The sequence below is a fragment of the Streptomyces sp. NPDC058758 genome (assembly GCF_042746075.1).
Taxonomy (GTDB): Bacteria; Actinomycetota; Actinomycetes; order Streptomycetales; family Streptomycetaceae; genus Streptomyces.
This window is the reverse complement of record NZ_JBHYPS010000030.1, coordinates 53,123-76,056: the sequence shown is the minus strand read 5'-3', so window position 1 is coordinate 76,056 and position 22,934 is coordinate 53,123. Positions and strand designations below refer to the sequence as shown.

Annotated in this window: 17 protein-coding genes and 2 pseudogenes; 11 read left to right on the top strand and 8 right to left on the bottom strand. The window is 70.9% G+C overall.

Features of this window, described 5'->3' with window-relative positions:
- Positions 1 to 147 precede the first annotated feature (147 nt).
- Positions 148 to 495: pseudogene (locus tag ACFW6A_RS28675) on the top strand (MBL fold metallo-hydrolase); the annotation flags it as partial.
- A gap of 269 nt (positions 496 to 764) precedes the next feature.
- Here ACFW6A_RS28675 and ACFW6A_RS28670 read toward each other — a convergent pair.
- Together ACFW6A_RS28670 and ACFW6A_RS28665 are read right to left on the bottom strand one after the other, a co-directional pair.
- Positions 765 to 992, bottom strand: a pseudogene (locus tag ACFW6A_RS28670) (IS5/IS1182 family transposase); the annotation flags it as partial.
- A gap of 90 nt (positions 993 to 1,082) precedes the next feature.
- Entirely contained in the window at positions 1,083 to 1,265 is a 183-nt protein-coding gene (locus ACFW6A_RS28665) for a hypothetical protein (protein ID WP_351850200.1), read from the bottom strand.
- A 206-nt stretch (positions 1,266 to 1,471) separates the two neighbouring features.
- On the opposite strand from ACFW6A_RS28665, the gene ACFW6A_RS28660 reads away from it, so the two are divergent.
- The gene (locus ACFW6A_RS28660) at positions 1,472 to 3,310 is read left to right on the top strand and encodes an APC family permease (RefSeq protein ID WP_351850198.1); all 1,839 of its coding nucleotides are present in this window, start codon (positions 1,472 to 1,474) and stop codon (positions 3,308 to 3,310) included.
- Positions 3,311 to 3,423: 113 nt separating this feature from the next.
- On the opposite strand, the gene ACFW6A_RS28655 is transcribed toward ACFW6A_RS28660, so the two are convergent.
- The gene (locus ACFW6A_RS28655; protein WP_351850197.1) at positions 3,424 to 5,379 is read right to left on the bottom strand and encodes an amino acid transporter; all 1,956 of its coding nucleotides are present in this window, start codon (positions 5,377 to 5,379) and stop codon (positions 3,424 to 3,426) included.
- Positions 5,380 to 5,577: 198 nt separating this feature from the next.
- On the opposite strand from ACFW6A_RS28655, the gene ACFW6A_RS28650 reads away from it, so the two are divergent.
- A complete protein-coding gene (locus tag ACFW6A_RS28650) occupies positions 5,578 to 6,381 on the top strand; it encodes a DUF4118 domain-containing protein (RefSeq protein WP_351850196.1) in 804 nt (267 codons plus the stop codon).
- Here ACFW6A_RS28650 and ACFW6A_RS28645 read toward each other — a convergent pair.
- The 5 genes from ACFW6A_RS28645 to kdpB (ACFW6A_RS28625) all read right to left on the bottom strand — a co-directional run bounded on the left by ACFW6A_RS28645 (position 6,325) and on the right by kdpB (ACFW6A_RS28625) (position 11,164).
- The gene (locus ACFW6A_RS28645) at positions 6,325 to 6,861 is read right to left on the bottom strand and encodes a hypothetical protein (protein WP_351850195.1); all 537 of its coding nucleotides are present in this window, start codon (positions 6,859 to 6,861) and stop codon (positions 6,325 to 6,327) included. The two genes, ACFW6A_RS28650 and ACFW6A_RS28645, sit on opposite strands and share 57 nt — an antisense overlap.
- Positions 6,862 to 6,915: 54 nt before the next feature.
- On the bottom strand, positions 6,916 to 7,704 hold the full coding sequence (locus ACFW6A_RS28640; RefSeq protein ID WP_351850194.1) for a GNAT family N-acetyltransferase: 789 nt from the start codon (positions 7,702 to 7,704) through the stop codon (positions 6,916 to 6,918).
- 79 nt (positions 7,705 to 7,783) lie between these two features.
- Positions 7,784 to 7,861, bottom strand: a complete 78-nt coding sequence (locus tag ACFW6A_RS28635; protein ID WP_374115657.1) for a 50S ribosomal protein bL37 — start codon at positions 7,859 to 7,861, stop codon at positions 7,784 to 7,786.
- Positions 7,862 to 7,875: 14 nt separating this feature from the next.
- Complete coding sequence (locus ACFW6A_RS28630) at positions 7,876 to 8,685, bottom strand: SDR family NAD(P)-dependent oxidoreductase (protein ID WP_351850191.1); 810 nt, start codon at positions 8,683 to 8,685, stop codon at positions 7,876 to 7,878.
- A gap of 262 nt (positions 8,686 to 8,947) precedes the next feature.
- Positions 8,948 to 11,164: a potassium-transporting ATPase subunit KdpB gene (gene kdpB, locus ACFW6A_RS28625; protein ID WP_351850190.1), complete on the bottom strand. Its 2,217-nt coding sequence runs from the start codon at positions 11,162 to 11,164 to the stop codon at positions 8,948 to 8,950.
- An 877-nt stretch (positions 11,165 to 12,041) separates the two neighbouring features.
- Here kdpB (ACFW6A_RS28625) and kdpF (ACFW6A_RS28620) point away from each other — a divergent pair.
- From kdpF (ACFW6A_RS28620) to ACFW6A_RS28585, 8 genes are all read left to right on the top strand, one after another.
- A complete protein-coding gene (gene kdpF / locus ACFW6A_RS28620) occupies positions 12,042 to 12,131 on the top strand; it encodes a K(+)-transporting ATPase subunit F (protein ID WP_037878462.1) in 90 nt (29 codons plus the stop codon).
- Between the two features lie 125 nt (positions 12,132 to 12,256).
- On the top strand, positions 12,257 to 14,716 hold the full coding sequence (locus ACFW6A_RS28615; protein WP_386644067.1) for an ATP-binding protein: 2,460 nt from the start codon (positions 12,257 to 12,259) through the stop codon (positions 14,714 to 14,716).
- 263 nt (positions 14,717 to 14,979) lie between these two features.
- The gene (gene kdpF / locus ACFW6A_RS28610; protein WP_200427395.1) at positions 14,980 to 15,069 is read left to right on the top strand and encodes a K(+)-transporting ATPase subunit F; all 90 of its coding nucleotides are present in this window, start codon (positions 14,980 to 14,982) and stop codon (positions 15,067 to 15,069) included.
- An 8-nt stretch (positions 15,070 to 15,077) separates the two neighbouring features.
- Positions 15,078 to 16,742 carry a potassium-transporting ATPase subunit KdpA gene (gene kdpA, locus ACFW6A_RS28605; RefSeq protein ID WP_386644037.1) on the top strand — a complete coding sequence of 555 codons (1,665 nt, stop codon included), beginning with the start codon at positions 15,078 to 15,080 and terminating at the stop codon, positions 16,740 to 16,742.
- On the top strand, positions 16,739 to 18,877 hold the full coding sequence (gene kdpB / locus ACFW6A_RS28600) for a potassium-transporting ATPase subunit KdpB (protein ID WP_386644034.1): 2,139 nt from the start codon (positions 16,739 to 16,741) through the stop codon (positions 18,875 to 18,877). Before kdpA ends, kdpB (ACFW6A_RS28600) begins: the two co-directional genes overlap by 4 nt.
- A gap of 8 nt (positions 18,878 to 18,885) precedes the next feature.
- Positions 18,886 to 19,557, top strand: a complete 672-nt coding sequence (locus ACFW6A_RS28595) for a potassium-transporting ATPase subunit C (protein WP_351850186.1) — start codon at positions 18,886 to 18,888, stop codon at positions 19,555 to 19,557.
- A gap of 98 nt (positions 19,558 to 19,655) precedes the next feature.
- Positions 19,656 to 20,342, top strand: coding sequence for a response regulator (locus tag ACFW6A_RS28590; RefSeq protein ID WP_351850185.1), 687 nt, complete (start codon positions 19,656 to 19,658; stop codon positions 20,340 to 20,342).
- A gap of 44 nt (positions 20,343 to 20,386) precedes the next feature.
- Positions 20,387 to 22,930, top strand: a complete 2,544-nt coding sequence (locus tag ACFW6A_RS28585) for a DUF4118 domain-containing protein (RefSeq protein ID WP_386644029.1) — start codon at positions 20,387 to 20,389, stop codon at positions 22,928 to 22,930.
- The last annotated feature ends 4 nt before the right edge of the window (positions 22,931 to 22,934 follow it).

Sequence of the window (22,934 nt, the reverse complement as noted above, 5' to 3'; positions counted from 1 at the left end):
TCCCCGGCACGTACCGGGGGCGCGCAGGGTGATCTCGCTAGCGGTGAAGACGCGGAGTGGCGGGCTTTTGGGCTTCTGTTGACTCCAAGAATCAAGAACGGCTTTTGGCCCAAGAACCACACGGACTATACGCCGATGCCTGGGGCGTGGCCAGACATTCACATGACGCCTGCGCAGGGGGTCCAGGCCCATCTTGACCTGCAGGGAGGTGCTCCGGTCGGTGTGATGCTGCCGATCCACTGGGGCACGTTCAACCTGGCTCCGCACCCGTGGGCGGAGCCGGGGGAGTGGACGAAGGACGCGGCGGAGGAGGCGGGGCAGGCGGTGGCGTTCCCCCGTCCCGGTGAGCCGTTCGAGCCGGCGGGCAAGCTGCCCGCGGATGCTTGGTGGCGCGGGGTGTCCCAGCCCCTCGCTCGCCCGTGGAGGCGACCGAAGCCGGTGCAGACCTCTGTCGATGCGTCCGAGCGTGATCTCGACCTGGCTGGTGATCGGTGACGTCGGGTGAGGGCGAGCTGGACAGGGTCGTGGCTTTGCTGGCTCGCCTCTCGGTCGAGGAGCGTGATCGCGTGGTGTGCGTACTCGACGGTCCGTCCCGACGGGAGCCTTCCGTGCGTACGCAGCGGTTCGTGCCTCTGCCGACCCGACGGGGTTCGTCCTCGGTTACTGTGCGGACACGATTCGTGGAGGGCTGAGCCCGCAGACGGAGCAATCTGGGTGGGCTTCGCAGCGCTGTCTGCGGCAGAGCCTCAGCGGGTGGTCTCGGCCTGGAGGGCGGGCATCGGCCCCAGGTGGTCGATGATGCGGTCTGCTGCCGACTTGGGGCCTCGTACATCGGAGCGAGCTGCCGAATGGCCGGGTTCGAGCACCAGCAGGACGTGATGAGCACCGCCCGGTTCAGCAGCGGAAGACTCCAGGGGGCGGACCCTGTGAACTGCAGCGGCCCGCTCGCGCCGTAGCGTGGTCACCAGCTTCCCGAAGTGATGTGGGCTCAGCCGGGTCTGTCCATGTCGCCTCCGATGCGGAGAACATCTTCGGCCACGCGGTAGTCGCTGCCGGCGGTCCAGGGGGCGTGATGTTGGTGGTCACGGGCGGTAGACCAGTTCCAGGAGGACGGCTGCGATGAGTTGCCACGCACCGGCGGCGAGCAGCCACATGCTGTCGAGGGCCAGCCCGGTGGCGCTCGTGAGAGACGCGCCGACGAAGAGCGCGAGGGAGATGCGGCGCACGCGGTGGTCGGAGGGCAGGCGTCCGTCATGGGGGCTCATAGGGCGCACTGTAGGGCCGCGGTCGGGCAGGACAGCCGATGCTCGGGAAGTCTTCACACCACCCTGATACCCCCCGCGCCGTCGAGGCCGGTGTCAAGGAGCTGTCAGGGGAAGGAGGGCTGGCGCCAAGAACGCGCCAGGAAGGGCGGACAAGCCTGCGGTACGGGCGGAAGCTGAGCGGAGCCCGATCCGAAGGAGCCACCCGCATGACCACCGTGACCGCCGAGAAGGACGCCGTACCCGGCGTCGAGGAACCGCCCGATACCGGCGCGCGGCACAAGCTGACCGCCGTCACCGGGCTCGCTGCCCTGTCCCTGGACGCGATGGCGTCGGTCGCCTATGGACCCGAGGCCATCGTGCTCGTCCTCGCCGCCGCCGGCGGGTACGGGCTCGGGTTCACACTGCCGGTGACGCTCGCCATCGCGGGGCTGCTCGCCGTGCTGGTCGCCTCGTACCGGCAGGTCATCGCCGCGTTCCCGGACGGCGGCGGTTCCTACGCCGTGGCGAAGGCACACCTGGGACGGCGGACGAGTCTCGTCGCGGCCGGCTCGCTGGTGCTCGACTACGTGCTGAACGTGGCCGTCGCCGTCACCGCCGGTGTGGCCGCACTGACGTCCGCCTTCCCGGGCCTGTACGGCGACCGGCTGGTGATCTGCCTCGGCGTCCTGGTGCTCATCACGGCCGTGAACCTGCGCGGGATCGTCGACTCGGCCCGCGCGTTCATCGTCCCGACCGCCGTCTTCGTCGGCGCGATCCTCGTCGTGATCGCCGTCGGCCTGTTCCGCGACGCCCCCGTCTCCACAGCGGCCTCCGACGGTCATGTCTCCGTACTCGCCGACAACGCCACCACCGTGGGGGCCCTGCTCCTGCTCAAGGCGTTCGCCTCCGGCTGCTCCGCGCTGACCGGTGTGGAGGCGATAGCCAACGCGGTGCCGTCCTTCCGGGCGCCGGCCGCCCGCCGGGCGATGCGCGCGGAGGTGGCGCTGGGCGGGCTGCTGGGCGTGATGCTGATCGGCCTGTCGGTGCTGATCTCCCGTTTCGGGCTCCAGCCGGTGGAGGGCGTCACCGTCCTCGCCCAGCTCACCGACGCCTCCCTCGGCCACAACGGAGCCTTCTACGTCGTCCAGTTCGCGACCATGGTGCTGCTGGCGCTCTCGGCGAACACGTCCTTCGGCGGTCTGCCCGTTTTGCTGAAGCTGCTGGCCCGGGACAACTACGCGCCGCACGTCTTCGGCCTGAAGGCGGACCGGCAGGTGCACCGGCACGGCGTGATGTGGCTGGCGGTGGTCTCGGCGGCGTTGCTGGTCTTCTCCGGAGGTGACACCAACACCTTGGTGCCGCTCTTCGCGATCGGCGTCTTCGTCGGCTTCACGATCGCCCAGACCGGCATGGTCCTGCACTGGAGGGCCACCCGGCAGTGGGGCAAAGCCCTCCTCAACGGCCTCGGCGCCGTTCTGACCGGCGTCTCCGCTGTCGTCGTCACCGCCACCAAGTTCCACGACGGCGCCTGGCTGATCGTGATCGCCCTGCCCGTGCTCGTCCTCGCATTCGAGACAGTCCACCGCGCGTACGGGCGGATCGGTGAGCGCCTGGGCGTCGGCAGGATCCCGGAGCCGCCGCACCGCGAGCGCTCCCTGATCCTGGTGCCCGTCTCCTCGCTCACCCGGCTCACGAGCGAGGCCCTCACCACCGCGGTCTCCCTCGGCGACGAGGTCCGCGCGGTGACCGTCTGCCACCCGGACCCCGAGGATCTGGCGGCCACCGAGGCCCTGGAGCGGGATTGGGCCCTGTGGAACCCGGGCGTCCCGCTCGTCAGGCTCCCTTTCGAACGCCGCTCGCTCGGCAAGCCCATCAGCACCTACGTCCGCGCGCTGCGCGACGACGCCCCCGGAACCCGTGTCACCGTCCTGATCCCCGAGGCCGAACCCGAGAGCCTGTGGCAGCGGCTGCTGCAGAACCAGCGCGGCGCCGTCGTCGCCCACGCCGTCCGCCGGGACACCGACGCCGTGATCTGCCGGCTGAGGTTCCGGCTCAGAGATCGATAGCCGGCCGGAACGTCTCCGCCGTGCCTCCGACGCGGACACGCCGCCGGATCCGGGCCCCGTCGCCATGGGATTCACGACGGGCGGCACGCCAGGGGCGATGGGTGGACGTTCGATCAGCCGACGTGGACGCGGGGGCGGCGGTCGCGGTCGGACTCCGCCTCGCGGAGGATCTCTCGGGTGACCGGGGCGATCTCGCCCTGGCCGAAGAGGAAGAAGCGGAGGAAGTTGGCGAAGGGGTTGCCCTCGGTCCACTCGAAGTAGACGTGTGGACGCACACCGGTCATGTCCCGGGCGTGGAGCAGGAGGGCCGCGAGGGCGTTGGGGACGGAGGAGGACTCGACGGTGAGGACCCGGTAGCGGTCGTGGAGGACCTCGCCGCGGACTGTGAGCCTGGCCTCGAACTCGGAGGGATCGGTGACGGTGACCTCGATGAAGACGAAGTCCTCGGTGGTGGGCAGGTCGTTGTCGGCGCGGATCTGGTCCTTCTTCGCCCGGTACTCCTCGGCGTCACGGTTGTCCGGCTCGTTGGCGATGAACCGCGGGGTCCGGCTGGCGACGTCACGGATGAAGCGCTCCGCCATGTCGTCGAGCTCGACGTGCGTGACCCGCAGCTCGAAGGCGCGGCCGAGCCGGGAGAGCAGCGAGATGAGGATGATGCCGGCGATGAAGCAGGCGCCGATCTTCACGCCGTCCGGGCGCTCGATGACGTTGACGACGGTCGTGTAGAGGAAGACGACCGAGATGATGCCGAAGCCGATGGTCCAGCCGCGCTGGCCGGCCTTGCGGGCGGCGATGGTGACGGCGATGGCGGCCGAGCAGATCAGGACGAGGACGCCGGTGGCGTAGGCGCCGCCCTGGGCGTCGACGTCGGCGTCGAAGATCCACGTCACGAGGAAGGCGACCAGGGTGAAGACGATCACCATGGGGCGCACGGCGCGCGCCCAGTGCGGGGCCATGCCGTACTTCGGCAGATAGCGCGGCATCAGGTTGAGCAGCCCCGCCATGGCCGAGGCGCCCGCGAACCACAGGATGAGGATCGTGGACACGTCGTAGACGGTGCCGAAGGCGTTGCCGAGGTACTCGTGGGCGAGGTAGGCGAGCGCGCGTCCGTTGGCCTTGCCGCCGGACTCGAACTCCTCGTGCGGGATGAGGACGGTGGTGATGAAGCTGGTGCAGATGAGGAAGACGCTCATGATGAGCGCGGCGGTGGTGAGCAGCTTCTTGGTGTCGCGGATCCGGCCGGCGGGCCGCGCCTCGGTGTCACCGGCGTCGCCCTTGACGTGTGGCATGACCGCGACGCCGGTCTCGAAGCCGGAGAGGCCGAGGGCGAGCTTGGGGAAGACGATCAGGGCGACGCCGATCATGACGAAGACGTTGCCGTGCTCCTGGGTCAGGGCGGCGGTCCAGTCGGTGACGACGTGTCCCTCGGTCAGCACCTGGTAGAGGCCGGTCACGACGACGACGGCGTTGAGTCCCAGGTAGATGGCGACGAGGGCGACGGCGACGCCGATCGCCTCCAGGAAGCCCTTGAGGAAGACCGCGCCGAGCAACGCGATCAGGATCATCGTGATCAGGACCTGCTTGTCGTGGAGGGCCGACTCCAGGTGCGGGTTCTCCACCAGGTGGGTGGAGGCGTCGGCCGCCGACAGGGTGATGGTGATGAGGAAGTCGGTGGCGGCGAAGCCGAGCAGGGTGAGGACGAACAGCTTGCCCTTCCAGAAGGACAGCAGCCGCGACAGCATCGCGATCGAGCCCTCGCCGTGCGGGCTCTCCTCCGCCACCCGCCGGTAGACCGGCAGCGCGCCCGCCAGGGTCACGATCACGAGCACGATGGTGGCGATGGGAGAGAGGAGGCCGGCCGCGAGGGCGGCGATGCCGGGCTGGTAGCCGAGGGTGGAGAAGTAGTCGACGCCGGTCAGGCACATCACCCGCCACCAGGGCTGGCCCTTGTGTCCGGCGTCCGGGGCCGTCTCCTTGGGGCGGGACGGCTTTCCCTTGCCCATGTCGGACAGGCCCTCCAGCATCCACGCGCGCAGCTTCCCGCCGCGCGTCTCGTCTGTGGTGGCCATGGGGTGCTCCTGGAGTCTGCTGGATGAGGGGTTTTCGGCCGCCTGCGATGCGGCCGAGCCAGCGTAAGCAGGGTGCGGGGAGGCGTAGCCGGCGTGCGCGTCAGGGAAGCGTCAAGATCCGCCGGTAGGGCGTCACCTTCCTCACATCGGGTGCAGTCTCAATTGATAGTGAGCGCGTGTGGGCCGCTGAGGAGGCCGATGATGCGTATGCCGATCCGGGATGTGGTCGCTGTGACGGCCGCGGTCCTCGCACCCTTCCTGGTGGCGCTGACGTTGCTGCCGCTTCGTAGGAGCGTCACTTCCACCAACCTCGCGCTGGTACTGGTCGTCGTGGTCGTCGCCGTCTCGGCGCTGGGGAACCGGTGGGCCGGTGCGCTTGCCGCGGTCTCGGCGGTGGCCTGGTTCGACTTCTTCCACACCGAGCCGTACCAGAGCTTCGACATCCGGGACCGGGCCGATGTCGAGACGGCGCTCCTGCTGCTTGTCGTCGGCCTGCTCGTGTCCCAGCTCGCCGCCCGGGCCCGCGTGATGCGGTCGGCCGCGGGCGCGGACGCGGAATACCTGGAACGCCTGCACGGCACGATCCGCCTGATGCGATCGGGTGGAGGTGCGGCGCCGGAGCTGATCGACCGGTTTCGCCGGGATCTTGTGGACGTGCTGGAGCTGCGGGAGTGCCGGTTCACCTTCGCCGTGGAGCCTGCCGGTTCTCCGCCGCCCAGGCTCCAGACGGACGGGTCGGTGCGTGTGGAGGGCTGGATCTGGGACCTGGAGCGGCAGGGGTGGCCGGACGGGGAGATCGAGCTGCCGGCTGTGGCGGCCGGCAAGGTTCGGGGACGGTTCCTGCTGACGCCCACTCCCGGAACCGTACCGGTCCCGGTGGAGGCGCGGCTCGTCGCCGTCGACCTGGCCGGCCTCGCAGCGGTCGCGCTCGAAGGGTCGGGGCGGCTAGTCCAGGCCGGAGACCCTGAGGACGGTGCGGGCCGTCTCGGAGTGGACGTGTAGGGCGAGCCGCGCGAGGTCGGCCGTGCCGTGCTCCAGGGTGCCGTGCGCGCGGGACGTACGGGCGTCTGCTTCGATGCGCAGGCACAGGGCGGGGTTGGCGAGGAGGACGCGGAGGTCGACCTCGGCGCGGGCGCCGTCCTCGTCCCGCAGTGCGAGGCGCCCGGCGGTGTCCGTCGGCCAGGCGACCGCCACGAGCCGGTCGGTGCGCACCGTCCGGGTGACCCACAGGCCCCGCACCGTCAGGAGGCCCGGTGCGGCGCTCACCCTGGACGGCAGGAGGATGACCAGCAGGACCACGCCCAGGGCGATGCAGCCCAGGGCTCCCGGCAACGTCAGGCCGTGCGGGGTTCCGGCATCGACGACCAGCGCGATGCCGAGCAGGAGGCCCGAGCAGAGCAGGGCGGCCCGGGCCTCGCCGGGCCATCCGGCGTCGTGCAGCACGTCGGCGGCGGGGCGGGGAGAGGGGAGCGGTGGCTGCATGGCGCTGACGCTAGGGCCGGGAACCCCGTGTGTGCGGTGCGGGCTACGCGCTGTTTACGCGGCGGCCCGCAGATTTGACGTGCCGCTGACGGCGCTGTGCGGGCCGGTGGTGTGGTGCACGTACTCGCGCAGGATCCGGAACCCGGCGGTCCAGGCGAGCAGGCGGCTCGCCCGGTTCTCGCGGGAGCAGCTCCAGGTGGCGGTCCGGCCGCGGGCCGCGATGTCGGCGGTCAGGCCGACGACGCAGGCGAGGGCCAGGTGCTGTCGCCGCTCGGCGGGGTCGGTGGCACAGGCCACGTCCTCGTACCGGCTGCCCGTGAACCGGGAGCAGGCCACGGCCAGGATCCGGTCCTTGCGGAAGGCGGCCCAGCCGTGCCCGGAACGGGCGAGGCCCTCGGGGCCGCCCCACGTGGCGAAGGGCCGGCCGAGGGGGGTACCGGCGGCGGCGAGTGCCGGGCCGTCCTCCGCGCGCAGGCGCCGGACCGTCGTCCCGTGGGGGATCCGCGTGGCGGCTGCTTCCGCCCGGTGCACGTAGAGCATGCGGTCCCAGGGGTGCAGGAGGTCGAAGGCGGCGGCGAGCACGGGCAGGAAGCGGGGGGACGCCTCGACGCAGTGTCCGGCCAGCGGGGCGAGGTCGGAGGGGGCGAGGACGGTGGGGTCGCCGGCCAGGAGGGCGTGGCGACCGCTGGTGACGGCGATGACGCGGGGGTGGACGAGCCGGTCGGTCCACCAGGTGCCGTGGCCGGTGGCGAGCACGTGCTCGGCCAGGGCCGCCGTGCCGGGCGCGCCGGTGGGGAAGGCACGCGCGGCGGAGGGCGGCTGGTGGGCGGGGTGGGGGATCACGGGAACCTCCGGGAGTACGGGAGCGGGGCGGCCCGCCGTCACGGTGCGGGCCGCCCCGGGTGGGAACAGCGGGAGGGGGTCAGCTCTGGCCGGCCCTGCGGCCGTGGTTCGCCTTCTTCTTGCGGCGGGCCTTCTTCTTGCGGGCGCGCTTGGACATGTCCGGTGCCCCTTTCAGGCCGTCTGGCCGACGAGGACGTCGGCGAGCTTGCTGAGGCGCTTCACGCTGCGTTCCTCCAGGGCGACCGGCGCCGGGGTGACACGGTGCTCACGGTCGTAGTAGGCGCCGTTGACGATCTCCGTGGCCGGGTCGCAGAGGCGCACGACGTGGGCGGCGCCCTCGGCCGGGGCGACGCCCTCGTGGGCGTAGAGGGGGAGGAGGCTGGTGGCGCAGATGCCGGGGTGGACGGAGACGGCGGTCACCCGGGGGTCGGCGGCGAAGACGGTGAGGGCGAGCTGGGACTGGGCGTAGGCGGCGAGGCGGGAGTAGCGGCGGGTCCGGTTGGGGTCGCTCCACTGGATGGAGCCGGTGCGGTGGAGGACGGAGGAGACGTTGACGACCCGGCCGCCGGGGTCGGTGGTGAGGGCGGGTTCGAGGAGGTGGGTGAGGAGGTAGTGGGCGAGGAAGTTGACCTGGAAGGCGATCTCGTTGCCGTCGGCGGTGACGGTGTGGCGCTCGGGCGCGGCCATGCCGGCGTTGTTGACGAGCACGTCGAGGTGCGGGTGCTCGGCCAGGACGCGGTGCGCGAGGCGCTCGACCTCCTCCAGGCGGGTGAAGTCCGCGCCGAGCGGGCGCAGGCGGGCCTCGTCGACGTCGGCCAGGGTGACCAGACGGTCGGTGGCGGCGTGCGCCTCCTCGGCGGTGCGGCCGTGGACGAGGACCGTGGCGCCGCGCTCGGCGAGGATCCGGGCCGTCTGGTAGCCGATGCCGGAGGTGGCGCCGGTCACCAGGACGGTGCGGGAGGAAAGGTCGGAAACGGACATGACTGGTCAGTCCCTTACGGGTGTCGAAGGTGTGCGGGTACGGAGAAGGGGCGCCGGACGCGAGAGGTCGCGGCGCCCCGTGGCAGGGCCGGAGAGGATCAGCTGCGTACTGCGGTCTCCGGGCAGCGGGGCTCACGACGGGGCGCCCGATGGGGCGGCCGGTCGAGCAGGAGCCACGCGCTGTTCATGCTTCCCATCGAAGCCTCGGGTCGGTCCGCTCGCAAGCCCAACGGGCTTTCCCTGATGAAGCCCTGACGGACATTCACCCGAGGCCGGGGACGGTGGAGACGAGCAGGTCGATGGCCTTGATGCCGACGAAGGGGAGGATGAGGCCGCCGAGTCCGTACACGAGCAGGTTGCGGCGCAGCAGCTCGTGCGCGGACGCCGGGGTGTAGCGGACGCCGCGCAGGGCGAGCGGGATCAGGGCCACGATGATCAGGGCGTTGAAGATGATCGCGGAGGTGATTGCCGAGGTGGGGCTGCTCAGCCCCATGATGTTCAGTGCTTCGAGTCCCGGGTACGCGCCCGCGAACATGGCGGGGATGATCGCGAAGTACTTCGCCACGTCGTTCGTGATGGAGAAGGTGGTCAGCGCTCCTCGGGTGATGAGGAGTTGCTTGCCGATCTCGACGATCTCGATGAGCTTGGTCGGGTTCGAGTCGAGGTCGACCATGTTGCCGGCCTCCTTCGCGGCCGACGTGCCCGTGTTCATCGCCACGCCGACGTCGGCCTGCGCGAGGGCCGGGGCGTCGTTGGTGCCGTCGCCGGTCATCGCGACCAGTTTTCCGCCCTCCTGCTCTCTTCGGATCAGGGCGAGCTTGTCCTCGGGGGTGGCCTCGGCGAGGAAGTCGTCGACCCCGGCTTCGTGGGCGATGGCCCGGGCGGTGAGCGGATTGTCGCCGGTGACCATGACGGTCCTGATGCCCATGCGGCGCAGCTCCGCGAACCGCTCCCGGATGCCCTCCTTGACGACGTCTTTGAGGTGGACGATCCCGAGCACCCGGGGGCCGTCGCCGTCGTGGAGGGCCACGAGGAGGGGGGTGCCGCCGGCGTCCGCGATCGCGTCGGACCAGGCGCGGGCCTCGGGCGGCACCGTGCCCCCGTACATCTCCACCCAGGCGGTGACCTGGGCGGCGGCTCCCTTGCGGATGTGGCAGGCGCCGCCTTCCCAACGCAGGTCGACGCCGCTCATCCGGGTCTGCGCGCTGAACTCCACGAACCGCGGATTCGCCAGTTCGCCCTCGGCGGGCGCCTCCAGACCGTACTGCCGCCGGGCGAGCTCCGCGACGGACCGCCCCTCGGGGGTCTCGTCGGCGAGCGAGGAGAGCTGGGCCGCGTCGGCCAGGAGGGCGGCCTCCACCCCGGGGAGCGGGATGAAGGCGGCGGCCTCACGGTTGCCGAGGGTGATCGTGCCGGTCTTGTCAAGGAGCAGGGTGTTCACGTCACCTGCGGCCTCGACGGCCCGGCCCGACATGGCGAGGACGTTGCGCTGGACGAGCCGGTCCATGCCGGCGATGCCGATCGCGGAGAGCAGCGCGCCGATCGTGGTGGGGATGAGGGTGACGAGGAGGGCGACGAGGACGGTGGTGGACGGGGCGGCGTCCGCGTACCCCGCCATCGGCTTCAGTGCGACCACCACGAGGATGAAGACGACGGTCAGCGCGGAGAGCAGGATGTTGAGGGCGATCTCGTTCGGTGTCTTCTGCCGTTCCGCGCCCTCGATGAGGGCGATCATCCGGTCCATGAAGGAGTGCCCGGGCCGGGAGGTGACCCGGACGACGATCCGGTCCGAAAGAACTGTCGTCCCGCCGGTGACCCCGGAGCGGTCGCCGCCCGCCTCCCGGATCACCGGCGCGGACTCGCCCGTGACGGCGGACTCGTCGACCGAGGCGATCCCGGTGACGACGTCGCCGTCCGCCGGGATCAGTTCACCCGCCTCGACGAGGACGAAGTCGAACTGCCTGAGCTCGGTCGCGGCCACCGCCTCCGTCGCCGCCCGGTCGACATCGGTGCCGTACCGCCAGTGCGTGAGCCGCAGCGCGACCGTGTCCGTCCGGGCCCTGCGTAGCGACTCGGCCTGCGCGCGGCCCCGGCCTTCGGCGACGGCCTCCGCCAGGTTCGCGAAGACCACGGTCAGCCAGAGCCAGACGCTGACGGTCCAGGTGAACACGGAGGGGTCGAACAGCGCCGAGAGCGTGGTCAGCGCCGAGCCGACGGCCACCACGAAGAGCACGGGCTTCCGGACGAGGGTCCGCGGGTGCAGTTTGCGCAGCGCCTCGGGGAAGGACTTCACGAGCTGCACGGGGTCGAGGAGCCCGCCGTGGCCCGCCCGCCGGCGCCCGGGACGGAAGCGTGGGGCGGGATTGCGGGGCGGGGCCGGCGGGGGGCCGGGGAGGGGCGGTTCGCCGGAAGGCGGCGAACCGGCAGGGACATGCGGGCCGGCGTGAGGGTGCGCCGGTCGGGGCGCGGCGGAATGCATCGCGGAAGACCTTCGGGAAGATCCCGGCCGGCCGTGCGGCGGAGGCCGAGGAGAAACGGCTGGGCCCCTCCCGGGAAGAAGTCCCGGAGGAGTGGACTGTCCGGCCCGCGCCTGCGGGTGCCGGGACGCATGGACCCGGCACCCGTGGTGCGGCTGTGGACGGACAGCACGGTCGCGACGCGGGGGCACGGAACGCCGGATGGGAGGGCGTACCGTGCCCCCGCGGCCGGGACGATCAGGCCACTGACGTCCCTGGGCCGGTGAGCGACCGAGCATGAATGTAGACGCTCGACGCTCGGGTGGAACCCGCTCGGCGCAGGCTTTGACGAGCCTCTTACGAGCTACTGAAGGTGTTCGTCAAGGCTCCGTCAAAGCAAGATGATCAGACGTCAGGACGGCGTCAAGGAGGCCGGATCTCCACCCGGTCGTGCCACAGGATGATCTCCTCACGGGGGATTGGACGGTCGTTCGAACGTGTGAGGTGTGAGGGGGCGCGTCGCCGAGGCGGCGCGCACGGTCCGTGACCGACGGCCGGACCGACACCTCGGTACGAGCGGGCGGGACCGTCCGACGAGAGGGACGTTCCGGCCCGCGGCACCAGGGGGTGGCCGCGGGCCGGACGAGCCCTCCTGCACGACAGCCTCCCCCTCCCACGCCCCGACGTCCGCGCTCCGGATCGGCGGGCGTGCACGCCCGCCCGCGTGAACCACCCGTACAGGAACCGTCAAGGCCCCGTCAGCTTCCGGGGCACGGTCGACAGGACGACGTCAAGGTGAGCGGGCTGCCGCCCAATGCGGGCTTCGATGGCAGTGGGCGATCGTGTTCAGGCGCCCTTCGTGTCCGGCCTCGGCCGCATCCCCTGGGGAGTTGATCTTTCGTGAGTGTCGAGAACGTCGTCGGTCTCGTCGTCGCCCTGAGTCTCGTCGGTTACCTGGTGGCCGCGCTGATCCGCCCGGAGAAGTTCTGAACCGTGACGGGCGTCCGGCGACGGAATCGCTCGCCGCGCGCCCGCAGACGGACCCGCCCGCCGGACGCCGGGGACGGCTCAAGGTGCTCGTCGGCGCCGCGGTCGGCGTCGGCAAGACGTACCGGATGCTCGACGAGGGCCACCGCAGGGCGGCGCGGGGGACGGACGTGGTCGTCGGAGCCGCCGACTGCCGCGGCCGACCACATACCGAGGCACTCCTCGACGGCCTGGAACGCCTGCGAAGCTCGGAGAGCCCCCAGCGACCGGAACGCCTGGACCACGTCACCGTCGGCCGTCCGCCGGACGACGACGGCTTCGACCTGGACGCCGCCCTGCGCCGCCGCCCCGGACTGCTCCTCCTCGACGACCTGGCCCACACCAACCCGTCCGGTCACCGCAACGCTCGCCGCTGGCAGGACGTCGAGGAACTCCTTGCGGCCGGCGTCGACGTCCTGACGACCATCGACGTCCAGCACCTGGAGTCCCTGAGCGACGTCGTCGAGGCGATCACCGAGGTGCCGCCCGGCGACGGCGTCCCGGACGGCTTCGTCCGTGGCGCCGACCAGATCGTCCTCGTCGACGTGGATCCCGAGGACCTGCGCCGCAGGATGGCGCACGGGAACATTCACCCCCCGGAGATGGTGGACGCGGCCCTGGCCAGCTGGTTCCGCCCCGGCAGCCTCACCGCCCTGCGGGAACTCGCCCTGCTCTGGGTCGCCGACCAGGTCGACGACGCCCTGCGGAGATACCGCACCGACCACGGCATCGGCGGGATCTGGGAAGCCCGGGAGCGTGTGGTCGTCGGACTGACGGGCGGCCCGGAGGGCGACGTCCTCATACGACGCGCCGCCCGGATCGCCGCCCGGTCGGCCCGCGGCGAGCTGTCGGCCGTGCACGTCGCGCGGGGTGACGGTCTCGCGGCGGGCGCCTCGTCCACGGCCCTCGCACGACAGCGGCGTCTGGTCGAGAGCCTCGGTGGCAGCTACCACACGGTCGTCGGCGAGGACGTGCCGACCGCGCTGCTGGACTTCGCCCGGGCCGGGAACGCCACCCAGTTGATCCTCGGTACGAGCAGACGCGGCCGTCTCGAACGCTTCCTCACGGGGCGCGGCATCGGCGAGACCACCGTCTCGCTCTCCGGCGGGATAGACGTGCACATGGTCACCCACGAGCGGGCGGGCCGGGGACGCCTGCTCCCCTCGCGCCGACGCTCCCTCCCGTTGTCCCGGCGCATCGCCGGGCCCCTCGCCGGTGTCGTCCTCCCGGTCCTCCTCACCCTGCTGCTCGACCGGGTCAGGGACAGCATCGGCCTGACCAGCGAGGCCCTGCTCTTCCTGCTGACCGTGGTCGGCGTGGCCTGCATCGGCGGCATCGGATCCGCGCTCGTCGCCGCCGTGACGGCCTCCCTGCTGCTCAACTACTGGTTCGTGCCGCCCATAGGGGCGTTCTCCTTCGAAGACACCGACAGCGTCCTCGCCCTCGGCGTGTTCGTCGTGGTCGCGGGCGCCGTCGCGGCGGTCGTGGACCGGTCACTATGGCTGTCGCGCCGAGCCGCGAGCGCCACGGCCGAGGCCGAGACTCTCTCGGCACTCGCCGGCTCCGTCGTCAGGGGCGAACACACCGTCCCCGACCTGCTCGCCCGTACCCGGGAGACCTTCTCCGCCCACGCCGCCGAACTGACCGACCACCCCGTGGACGACCCCACCGCGAGCCAGGTCCCCATGGGCGACGGCAGCTTCCTCGTGCTGCGCGGGCGCACCCTGCCGGCCGCCGACCGCCGCGTCCTCACCGCGTTCGCCGCCCACCTCACGGCCGCCGTCGAACGGGCCCGGCTCGCCGAGGCGGCGGCCGAGGCGGAGACCGCGAAGTCCGCGGACCGGATGCGCACCGCGCTCCTCGCCGCCGTCAGCCATGATCTGCGGACGCCGCTGGCCGCGGGCTGGGCAGCCGTGGCCTCCCTGCGGAGCCCCGACGTGGACTTCACACCGGAGGAACAGGCGGAGCTGCTGGCCACGGCGGACGAGTCCATGGCCCGGCTCAGCAGACTCGTCGAGAACCTCCTCGACATGAGCCGCCTCCAGGCGGGCGCCCTCACCCTGGACCTCCGACCCACGGCCTGGGAAGAGGTCGTCCCGGCGGCCCTGGACGGCCTCCCTGACGACGCGGGACGCCGGGTGGCCCTCCGCGGACTGGAGAAGGCACCGCTCGTTCTCGCCGACCCCCCGCTCCTCGAACGGGTCGTCGCCAACCTCGTCGCCAACGCCGTACGCCACTCTCCGCCAGGACACCCCGTCCTCCTCGGAGCCAGTACGCTCGCCGGCCGCGTCGAACTGCGCGTGGTCGACCGGGGCCCGGGTCTGCCGCCGGCGGACCGTGAGCGCGTGTTCGAGCCCTTCCAGCGCCTCGGCGACACCGGCAACACCACCGGTGTCGGCCTCGGCCTGGCCCTGGCCCGAGGGCTCACCGAGGCGATGGGCGGCACGCTCACCCCGGAGGACACCCCCGGAGGGGGACTGACCATGGTCGTCACGCTGCCCTGCGCGTACTCCCGGACGCAGGGTGTCCCCGTCCCTACGGAGCCCTGACAGCGGCCTGGGCCGTGCAAATGATGCCCTCCAGCCGGGTACAGGAGCCGGTCGCGTAGGGGACGCGTCAAGAGCGGCGTCAAGGACGTTAGAGCGGCGTCAACGACGGCGGAGAGCGGCCGAAAAGGCTGTTTCCTCATCTCGTCAGAGAATCCGCTCTTCCTTCTTCTCCGGGAGTTCACGATGGCCGACATGGCCTTCGTCGTCACCACGATCGCGGTCTTCGCGCTGGTGGCGTTCATCGCCAAGGGGGTGGCGAAGCTGTGAGTGCCGAGAACGTGATCGGTCTGCTCGTCGCCGCCGCCCTGCTGGGATACCTCGTCCTCGCGCTGGTCAAGCCGGAGAGGTTCTGAGTACGGATATGAGTCCCGTCCTGGCTGGAATCCTCCAGCTCCTGGCGCTGGTCGTCGCGCTCGGTCTGTCGTACCGACCGCTGGGTGACCACATGGCGCGCATCTACTCCTCGGAGAAGCACCACAAGCCCGAGAAGTGGATCTACAAGGCGATCGGCGCGAACCCGTCGGTCGAGATGCGCTGGCCCGCCTATCTGCGCGGGGTCCTCGCCTTCTCCGCGGTGAGCGTCCTCTTCCTCTACCTGCTCCAGCGGGTGCAGGGGTCGCTGCCCGGCTCGCTCGGCTTCGTGTCGATCGACCCGGACCAGGCGTTCAACACGGCCGCGTCCTTCGTCGCCAACACCAACTGGCAGTCGTACTACGGCGAGCAGGCCATGGGCCACGTCGTGCAGACCGGCGGCCTCGCGGTGCAGAACTTCGTGTCGGCGGCCGTCGGCATGGCGGTGGCGGTCGCGCTGGTGCGCGGCTTCGCCCGGTCCCGTACGGGCGAGCTGGGCAACTTCTGGGCCGACCTGGTCCGCGGAGTCGTGCGCGTCCTCCTCCCGATCTCGGTGATCGGCGCCCTCGTCCTGGTCGCCTGCGGCGCGATCCAGAACTTCTCCGGCATCCACGAGGTCGGCCAGTTCACGGGCGGCACGCAGCAGTGGAACGGCGGCGCGGTGGCCTCGCAGGAGGTCATCAAGGAACTGGGCACCAACGGCGGCGGATACTTCAACGCCAACTCCGCCCACCCCTTCGAGAACCCCAACGGGCTGTCGAACCTCTTCGAGATCTATCTGATCCTCGTCATCCCCTTCGCGCTGACCCGGACCTTCGGCCGCATGGTCGGCTCGCTCAAGCAGGGCTACGCCATCCTGGCCACGATGGCCACCATCTGGCTCGTCTTCACGGGCCTGATGCTGTGGACCGAGTTCGCGGGCCGGGGCCCGGCCTTCGAGCTCGCCGGCGGTGCGATGGAAGGCAAGGAGACCCGGTTCGGCATCGCGGCCTCCGCGATCTTCTCGGTCGCCACCACGCTGACCTCGACCGGCGCCGTGAACTCCTTCCACTCCTCGAACACCGGTTTCGGCGGCGGCATCAACCTGCTGGGCATGCAGCTGGGCGAGATCGCGCCCGGCGGCGTCGGCTCCGGCCTCTACGGCATGCTGATCATGGCGGTCATCGCCGTGTTCCTCGCGGGCCTGATGGTCGGCCGGACCCCGGAGTACCTGGGCAAGAAGATCGGCACCCGTGAGATCAAGTTCGCGGCCTGCTACATCCTGGTCACCCCGGCGCTCGTCCTCTGCTTCACAGCGGCCTCGTTCGTGCTGGACACGCCGTCGAACTCGATGACCAACTCCGGCGCGCACGGCTTCTCCGAGATCCTGTATGCCTACACCTCGGGCGCCAACAACAACGGTTCCGCCTTCGCGGGCCTGAACGCCGACACGCAGTGGTTCAACTCGACCATTGGCATCGCGATGCTGCTGGGCCGGTTCCTTCCGATGGTGTTCGTTCTGGCCCTGGCCGGGTCGCTGGCCGAGCAGAAGCCCGTCCCCGAGACCGCGGGCACTCTGAGGACCGAGAAGCCGCTGTTCACCGGCCTCCTGGTCGGCACGATCATGATCGTCACGGGTCTCACCTACTTCCCGGCGCTCGCCCTGGGACCGCTCGCCGAAGGGCTCGCGGCATGACCATCGACGTTAAGAAGCACGAGGACCAGATGTCCACCTCCGCCCCTTCGACGAAGGCGTCGCACGGCGACCTGCCCGGCGGGCACCCGCCGGCCGGCCGGGTCGGCGGCGGGCTCTTCGACCCGAAACAGCTGGTGAAGTCCTTCCCGGACGCCATCCGGAAGCTCGACCCGCGCGTCATGGTCAAGTCACCGGTCATGTTCGTGGTCCTGGTCGGCTCGGTGGTCACCACCGCCCTCGCGCTGAAGAACCCGGGCGACTGGTTCGGCTGGGCCATCACCGCCTGGCTGTGGCTGACCACGATCTTCGCCAACCTCGCCGAGGCCGTGGCCGAGGGGCGCGGCAAGGCGCAGGCCGACACCCTCCGCAAGGCGAAGACGGACACCGTCGCCCGTCGCCTCGTCGGCAAGGACGAGGAGCGTGTTCCCGGCACCGAGCTGAAGATCGGTGACCTGGTGGTGTGCGAGGCCGGTGACGTCATCCCCGGCGACGGTGACGTCGTCGAGGGTGTCGCGAGCGTCGACGAGTCCGCGATCACGGGCGAATCGGCTCCGGTGATCCGCGAGTCGGGCGGTGACCGCTCGGCCGTCACCGGCGGTACGAAGGTCCTCTCCGACCGGATCGTCATCAAGATCACGACCAAGCCGGGGGAGACGTTCATCGACCGCATGATCGGCCTGGTCGAGGGCGCCGCCCGGCAGAAGACGCCGAACGAGATCGCCCTCAACATCCTGCTCGCCTCCCTGACGATCGTCTTCCTGCTCGCCGTCGTCACGCTCAAGCCCTTCGCGATCTACGCCGGGGCTGACGAACAGACCTCGCTGATCGTCCTCACCGCGCTCCTCGTCTGCCTCATCCCGACCACCATCGGCGCGCTGCTCTCCGCGATCGGCATCGCCGGCATGGACCGCCTGGTCCAGCGCAACGTCCTCGCCATGTCCGGCCGGGCCGTCGAGGCCGCCGGCGACGTCTCCACCCTTCTGCTCGACAAGACCGGCACGATCACGCTCGGCAACCGGCAGGCCGCCGAGTTCGTCCCCGTACGCGGCACGACGGAGGCCGAGGTGGCCGACGCCGCCCAGCTCTCCTCGCTCGCGGACGAGACGCCCGAGGGCCGCTCGATCGTCGTCCTCGCGAAGGAGAAGTACGGCCTGCGCGAACGGCACCAGGGCGAGCTCGCCCAGGCCATCTGGATCGAGTTCACCGCGCAGACCCGCATGTCGGGCGTGAACGTCGACGGCCGTCAGGTCCGCAAGGGCGCGACCGGCTCGGTCGTGGCGTGGGTGGAGGAGCAGGGCGGCAGCGTCGCCGAGGACGCGCAGGCGCTCACGGACCGTATCTCCCAGGCCGGCGGCACGCCGCTGCTCGTGGCGGTGCGCGACGACAAGGGCGCGCGGGTCCTCGGCGTCGTCCACCTCAAGGACGTCGTCAAGGAGGGCATGCGGCAGCGCTTCGACGAACTGCGCCGCATGGGCATCAAGACGATCATGATCACGGGTGACAACCCGCTGACCGCGAAGGCCATCGCCGAGGAGGCGGGCGTCGACGACTTCCTCGCCGAGGCCACCCCCGAGGACAAGATGGCCCTCATCAAGCGCGAGCAGGCCGGCGGCAAGCTCGTCGCGATGACCGGCGACGGCACCAACGACGCCCCGGCCCTCGCACAGGCGGACGTGGGCGTGGCGATGAACACGGGCACGTCGGCCGCGAAGGAGGCCGGCAACATGGTCGACCTCGACTCCGACCCGACCAAGCTCATCGAGATCGTCGAGATCGGCAAGCAACTCCTCATCACCCGGGGAGCCCTGACGACCTTCTCGATCGCCAACGACGTCGCGAAGTACTTCGCGATCATCCCCGCGATGTTCGCGGTCGCCTACCCGTCGCTGGACAAGCTCAACATCATGGGCCTGGCCTCGCCCGAGTCCGCGATCCTCTCCGCGGTGATCTTCAACGCCCTGATCATCGTGGCCCTGGTCCCGCTGGCGCTGAAGGGCGTGCGCTACCGCCCGTCGAGCGCCGACTCGATGCTGCGGCGCAATCTCGGGATCTACGGACTCGGCGGCCTGGTCGCCCCGTTCGTCGGCATCAAGCTCATCGACATGCTCCTCTCCCTCATCCCCGGAATCGGTTGATCGCCGCCATGAACAACTCCGTAGGAAACACCGGACGGGTCCTCTGGGCGGGTCTGCGCGCCCTCCTCGTCCTGACCCTGGTCTGCGGCGTGCTCTACCCGCTCGCCGTCACCGGCGTCGCCCAGCTCGCCTTCCCCGGCAAGGCGAACGGCTCGGAGATCGAGGACGCGAGCGGGAAGGCCGTCGGCTCCGAACTCATCGGCCAGACCTACCTCCTCCCCCTGAAGGACGGGGAGGAGACCGCCGCCCCCGACCTGCGCTGGTTCCAGCCCCGCCCCTCCAACGGCCTGGGCACCAACAGCGTCAACACCCAGTACTCGATCATCCTCTCCGGCGCCACCAACCGCTCCGGCGACAACGCCGACCTGATCACCTGGGTCAAGGGCGCCAAGGCGGCAGTGATCAAGGACAACTCGACGGCCGACTACCAGGTGAAGCCGTCGGACGTCCCCGCCGACGCCGTCACCTCCTCCGGCTCCGGCCTCGACCCGCACATCTCCCCGGAGTACGCGAGGCTCCAGGTCCACCGCGTCGCCGAACGCAACAAGCTCACCGTCGACCAGGTCGACCGGCTCGTCGCCGAGCACACCGACGACCGGATCCTCGGCTTCATCGGCGAACCCCGCGTCAACGTCCTGAAGCTCAACATCGCGCTCAAGGACCTGGTGGCCAAGGGCTGATGGGCTTAACCGAACGACAGCGGAGCCGGCGGGCCATGGACGATCCACGGCCCGCCGGCTCCGCCGTACACCGAACCACTACAGGAGGGGCAGCACCGATGACCCGGGTGCTGGTCGTCGAGGACGACGCGCAGCTCGCACGCGCACTGGTGATCAACCTGCAGGCGCGGAAGTACTCCGTGGACGCCGCACCCGACGGCGCCACGGCGCTGCGCCTGGTGGCCTCGGAGCAACCGGACATGATCCTGCTCGACCTCGGCCTGCCCGACATGGACGGAGTCGACGTCATCAAGGCGCTCCGGGGATGGAGCAGGGCCCCGGTGCTCGTGCTCTCCGCCCGCAGCGGTTCCGAGGACAAGGTCCGAGCGCTCGACTCCGGAGCCGACGACTACATGACGAAACCGTTCAGCATGGACGAGCTGCTCGCCCGTGTACGGGCGGCGACCCGGCGCACCGAAGAGGCGCCCACCCGCCCGCTCACGACGAGTCTGGTCACGGCAGGGTCGTTCACCGTCGATCTCGTGGCCAAGAAGGTCCGGCGGCAGGACCGTGACGTACGGCTGACGCCGACCGAGTGGCACCTCCTGGAGATCCTCGTCTGCAACCCGGGCGTTCTCATCAGCCAGAGGCGCCTCCTCACCGAGGTCTGGGGGCCCGGCTCCGGCACCAAGACCAACTACCTCCGGGTGTACATGGCCCAGCTCCGGCGCAAGCTGGAAGCGGACCCGGCGCACCCCCGTCACCTCATCACCGAGCCCGGCATGGGCTACCGCTTCGAGCCCTGACCCCCTCCCGGCACCACCGCACGAGATCGGCAGCGCACATCACCATGGGACGTGGAAAGTTCCGCATCTACCTCGGCGCGGCGCCCGGCGTCGGCAAGACGTACGCGATGCTCTCGGAGGCGCACCGGCGGGCCGAACGCGGCACCGACTGCGTCGTCGCCTTCGTCGAACACCACCACCGGCCGCGTACGGAGGTGATGCTGCACGGCCTGGAGACGATGCCGCGCAAGGAGATCGCGTACCGGGACACCGTCTTCACCGAGATGGACGTCGACGCGGTCCTCGCCCGGCGCCCGGCCGTCGCGCTCGTCGACGAGCTCGCCCACACCAACGTCCCCGGCTCCCGCAACCGCAAGCGCTGGCAGGACGTCGAGGAACTCCTCGCGGCGGGCATTGACGTCATATCCACGGTCAACATCCAGCACCTGGAGTCGCTGGGCGACGTCGTGGAGTCGATCACCGGTGTACGGCAGCAGGAGACGGTCCCCGACGAGGTGGTCCGCCGGGCCGACCAGATCGAGCTGGTCGACATGTCGCCGCAGGCGCTGCGCCGCCGCATGGCGCACGGCAACGTCTACAAGCCTGATAAGGTCGACGCGGCCCTCTCCAACTACTTCCGCCCCGGCAACCTCACCGCCCTGCGCGAACTCGCCCTCCTCTGGACCGCGGACCGGGTCGACGAATACCTGCAGGAGTACCGGACCGAGCACCGGGTCTCGAAGATCTGGGGTTCCCGCGAGCGGATCGTCGTCGGTCTCACCGGCGGACCCGAGGGACGCACCCTCATCCGGCGCGCCGTCCGCCTCGCCGAGAAGGGAGCAGGCGGGGAGGTCCTCGCCGTCTACATCTCCCGCAGCGACGGCCTCACCTCGGCCTCGCCGAAGGAGCTGGCGGTCCAGCGGACCCTTGTCGAGGACCTGGGCGGCACCTTCCACCACGTCGTCGGCGACGACGTCCCCACCGGGCTGCTCGAATTCGCCCGAGGCGTCAACGCCACCCAGATCGTCCTCGGCGTCAGCCGTCGCCGGACGTGGCAGTACGCCTTCGGGCCCGGCGTCAGCGCCACCGTCGCCCGCGACTCCGGACCCGACCTCGACGTCCACATCGTCACCCACGACGAAGCCGCCAAGGGCCGCAGTCTCCCCACCGCCGGCCGGACGCGGCTCGGCCGGTCCCGCAGCCTGTGGGGCTGGGCCGTCGGCCTCGCCGGGCCCGTCCTGCTCACCCTCCTGCTGAGCAGCGCCCTGCCCGACGTCGGCCTGGCCAACGACGTCCTGCTCTTCCTGACCCTGACCGTGGCCGCGGCCCTCCTTGGCGGCCTCAGACCCGCCCTGGCGTCCGCGGCCGTCGGATCGCTCCTGCTCAACTGGTACTTCACCCCGCCGCTCCACCAGCTCACGATCGCTGATCCGCGCAACATCGTCGCCCTGGTGATCTTCGTCGGGGTCGCGATCTCGGTCGCCTCGGTCGTGGACGTCGCCGCCCGCCGTACCCATCAGGCGGCCCGGCTGCGTGCGGAGGCGGAGACGCTCTCCTTCCTCGCGGGCAGCGTTCTGCGCGGCGAGACCAGTCTCGAGGCCCTGCTCGAACGGCTCCGGGAGACCTTCTCCATGGAATCGGTGGCGCTCCTGGAACGCGGCGAGGACACCGAACCGTGGTCGTGCGTCACCGCCGTCGGCCACGCCACCATCGGTCGCCCCGAAGACGCCGACGTGGACATGCCCGTCGGCGACCACCTGACCCTCGCCCTGACCGGCCGCGTCCTGCCGGCCGAGGACCGGCGCGTCCTCGGCGCCTTCGCCGCCCAGGCCGCCGTCGTCCTCGACCGCCAACGCCTCGTGGACCAGGCGGAGGAGGCCCGCAAGCTCGCCGAGGGCAACAAGATCCGCACCTCACTCCTCGCCGCGGTCAGCCACGATCTGCGCACTCCGCTCGCCGGCATCAAGGCGTCAGTCTCCTCCCTGCGGGCGGACGACGTGGAGTGGTCGGACGAGGACCAGGCGGAACTGCTCGCGACGATCGAGGACGGCGCCGACCGGTTGGACCACCTCGTCGGCAATCTCCTCGACGTGTCCCGCCTGGAGACCGGCACCGTCACGGCCGTGATCAGGGAAACCGACCTCGACGAGGTCGTCCCGATGGCGCTCCTCGGCGTTCCCGAGGACAGTGTCGAACTGGACATCCCCGAGACGCTCCCGATGGTCGCCGTCGACCGCGGACTGCTGGAGCGGGCCGTCGCCAACATCGTCGAGAACGCCGTCAAGTACAGCCCGCACGGGGAGCCGGTCCTCGTCGCGGCGAGCGCCCTCGCCGATCGTGTCGAACTTCGTGTCGTCGACCGCGGTTCCGGCGTCCCCGACGAGGCCAAGGACCGCATCTTCGGGGCCTTCCAGCGGTACGGCGACGCTCCGCGCGGCGAGGGCGTCGGCCTCGGCCTCGCCGTGGCGCGCGGCTTCCTGGAGGCGATGGGCGGCACGGCGACGGCGGAGGACACCCCTGGGGGCGGGCTGACCATGGTGCTCAGCCTGCGTACGCCGGATGGACCCTCTTCGTCACGTCCGGCCGTCTCCCCGGAGAAGGCGACATGAGGCC

Excerpts from the sequence above, each read along its gene's own strand:
- ACFW6A_RS28665 (WP_351850200.1), bottom strand. The coding sequence starts at position 1,265 with ATGAGCCCCCATGACGGACGCCTGCCCTCCGACCACCGCGTGCGCCGC.
- ACFW6A_RS28660 (WP_351850198.1), top strand. The coding sequence starts at position 1,472 with ATGACCACCGTGACCGCCGAGAAGGACGCCGTACCCGGCGTCGAGGAA.
- ACFW6A_RS28655 (WP_351850197.1), bottom strand. The coding sequence starts at position 5,379 with ATGGCCACCACAGACGAGACGCGCGGCGGGAAGCTGCGCGCGTGGATG.
- ACFW6A_RS28650 (WP_351850196.1), top strand. The coding sequence starts at position 5,578 with ATGATGCGTATGCCGATCCGGGATGTGGTCGCTGTGACGGCCGCGGTC.
- ACFW6A_RS28645 (WP_351850195.1), bottom strand. The coding sequence starts at position 6,861 with ATGCAGCCACCGCTCCCCTCTCCCCGCCCCGCCGCCGACGTGCTGCAC.
- ACFW6A_RS28635 (WP_374115657.1), bottom strand. The coding sequence starts at position 7,861 with ATGTCCAAGCGCGCCCGCAAGAAGAAGGCCCGCCGCAAGAAGAAGGCG.
- ACFW6A_RS28630 (WP_351850191.1), bottom strand. The coding sequence starts at position 8,685 with ATGTCCGTTTCCGACCTTTCCTCCCGCACCGTCCTGGTGACCGGCGCC.
- kdpB (WP_351850190.1), bottom strand. The coding sequence starts at position 11,164 with ATGCATTCCGCCGCGCCCCGACCGGCGCACCCTCACGCCGGCCCGCAT.
- ACFW6A_RS28615 (WP_386644067.1), top strand. The coding sequence starts at position 12,257 with ATGCTCGACGAGGGCCACCGCAGGGCGGCGCGGGGGACGGACGTGGTC.
- kdpA (WP_386644037.1), top strand. The coding sequence starts at position 15,078 with ATGAGTCCCGTCCTGGCTGGAATCCTCCAGCTCCTGGCGCTGGTCGTC.
- kdpB (WP_386644034.1), top strand. The coding sequence starts at position 16,739 with ATGACCATCGACGTTAAGAAGCACGAGGACCAGATGTCCACCTCCGCC.
- ACFW6A_RS28595 (WP_351850186.1), top strand. The coding sequence starts at position 18,886 with ATGAACAACTCCGTAGGAAACACCGGACGGGTCCTCTGGGCGGGTCTG.
- ACFW6A_RS28590 (WP_351850185.1), top strand. The coding sequence starts at position 19,656 with ATGACCCGGGTGCTGGTCGTCGAGGACGACGCGCAGCTCGCACGCGCA.
- ACFW6A_RS28585 (WP_386644029.1), top strand. The coding sequence starts at position 20,387 with ATGGGACGTGGAAAGTTCCGCATCTACCTCGGCGCGGCGCCCGGCGTC.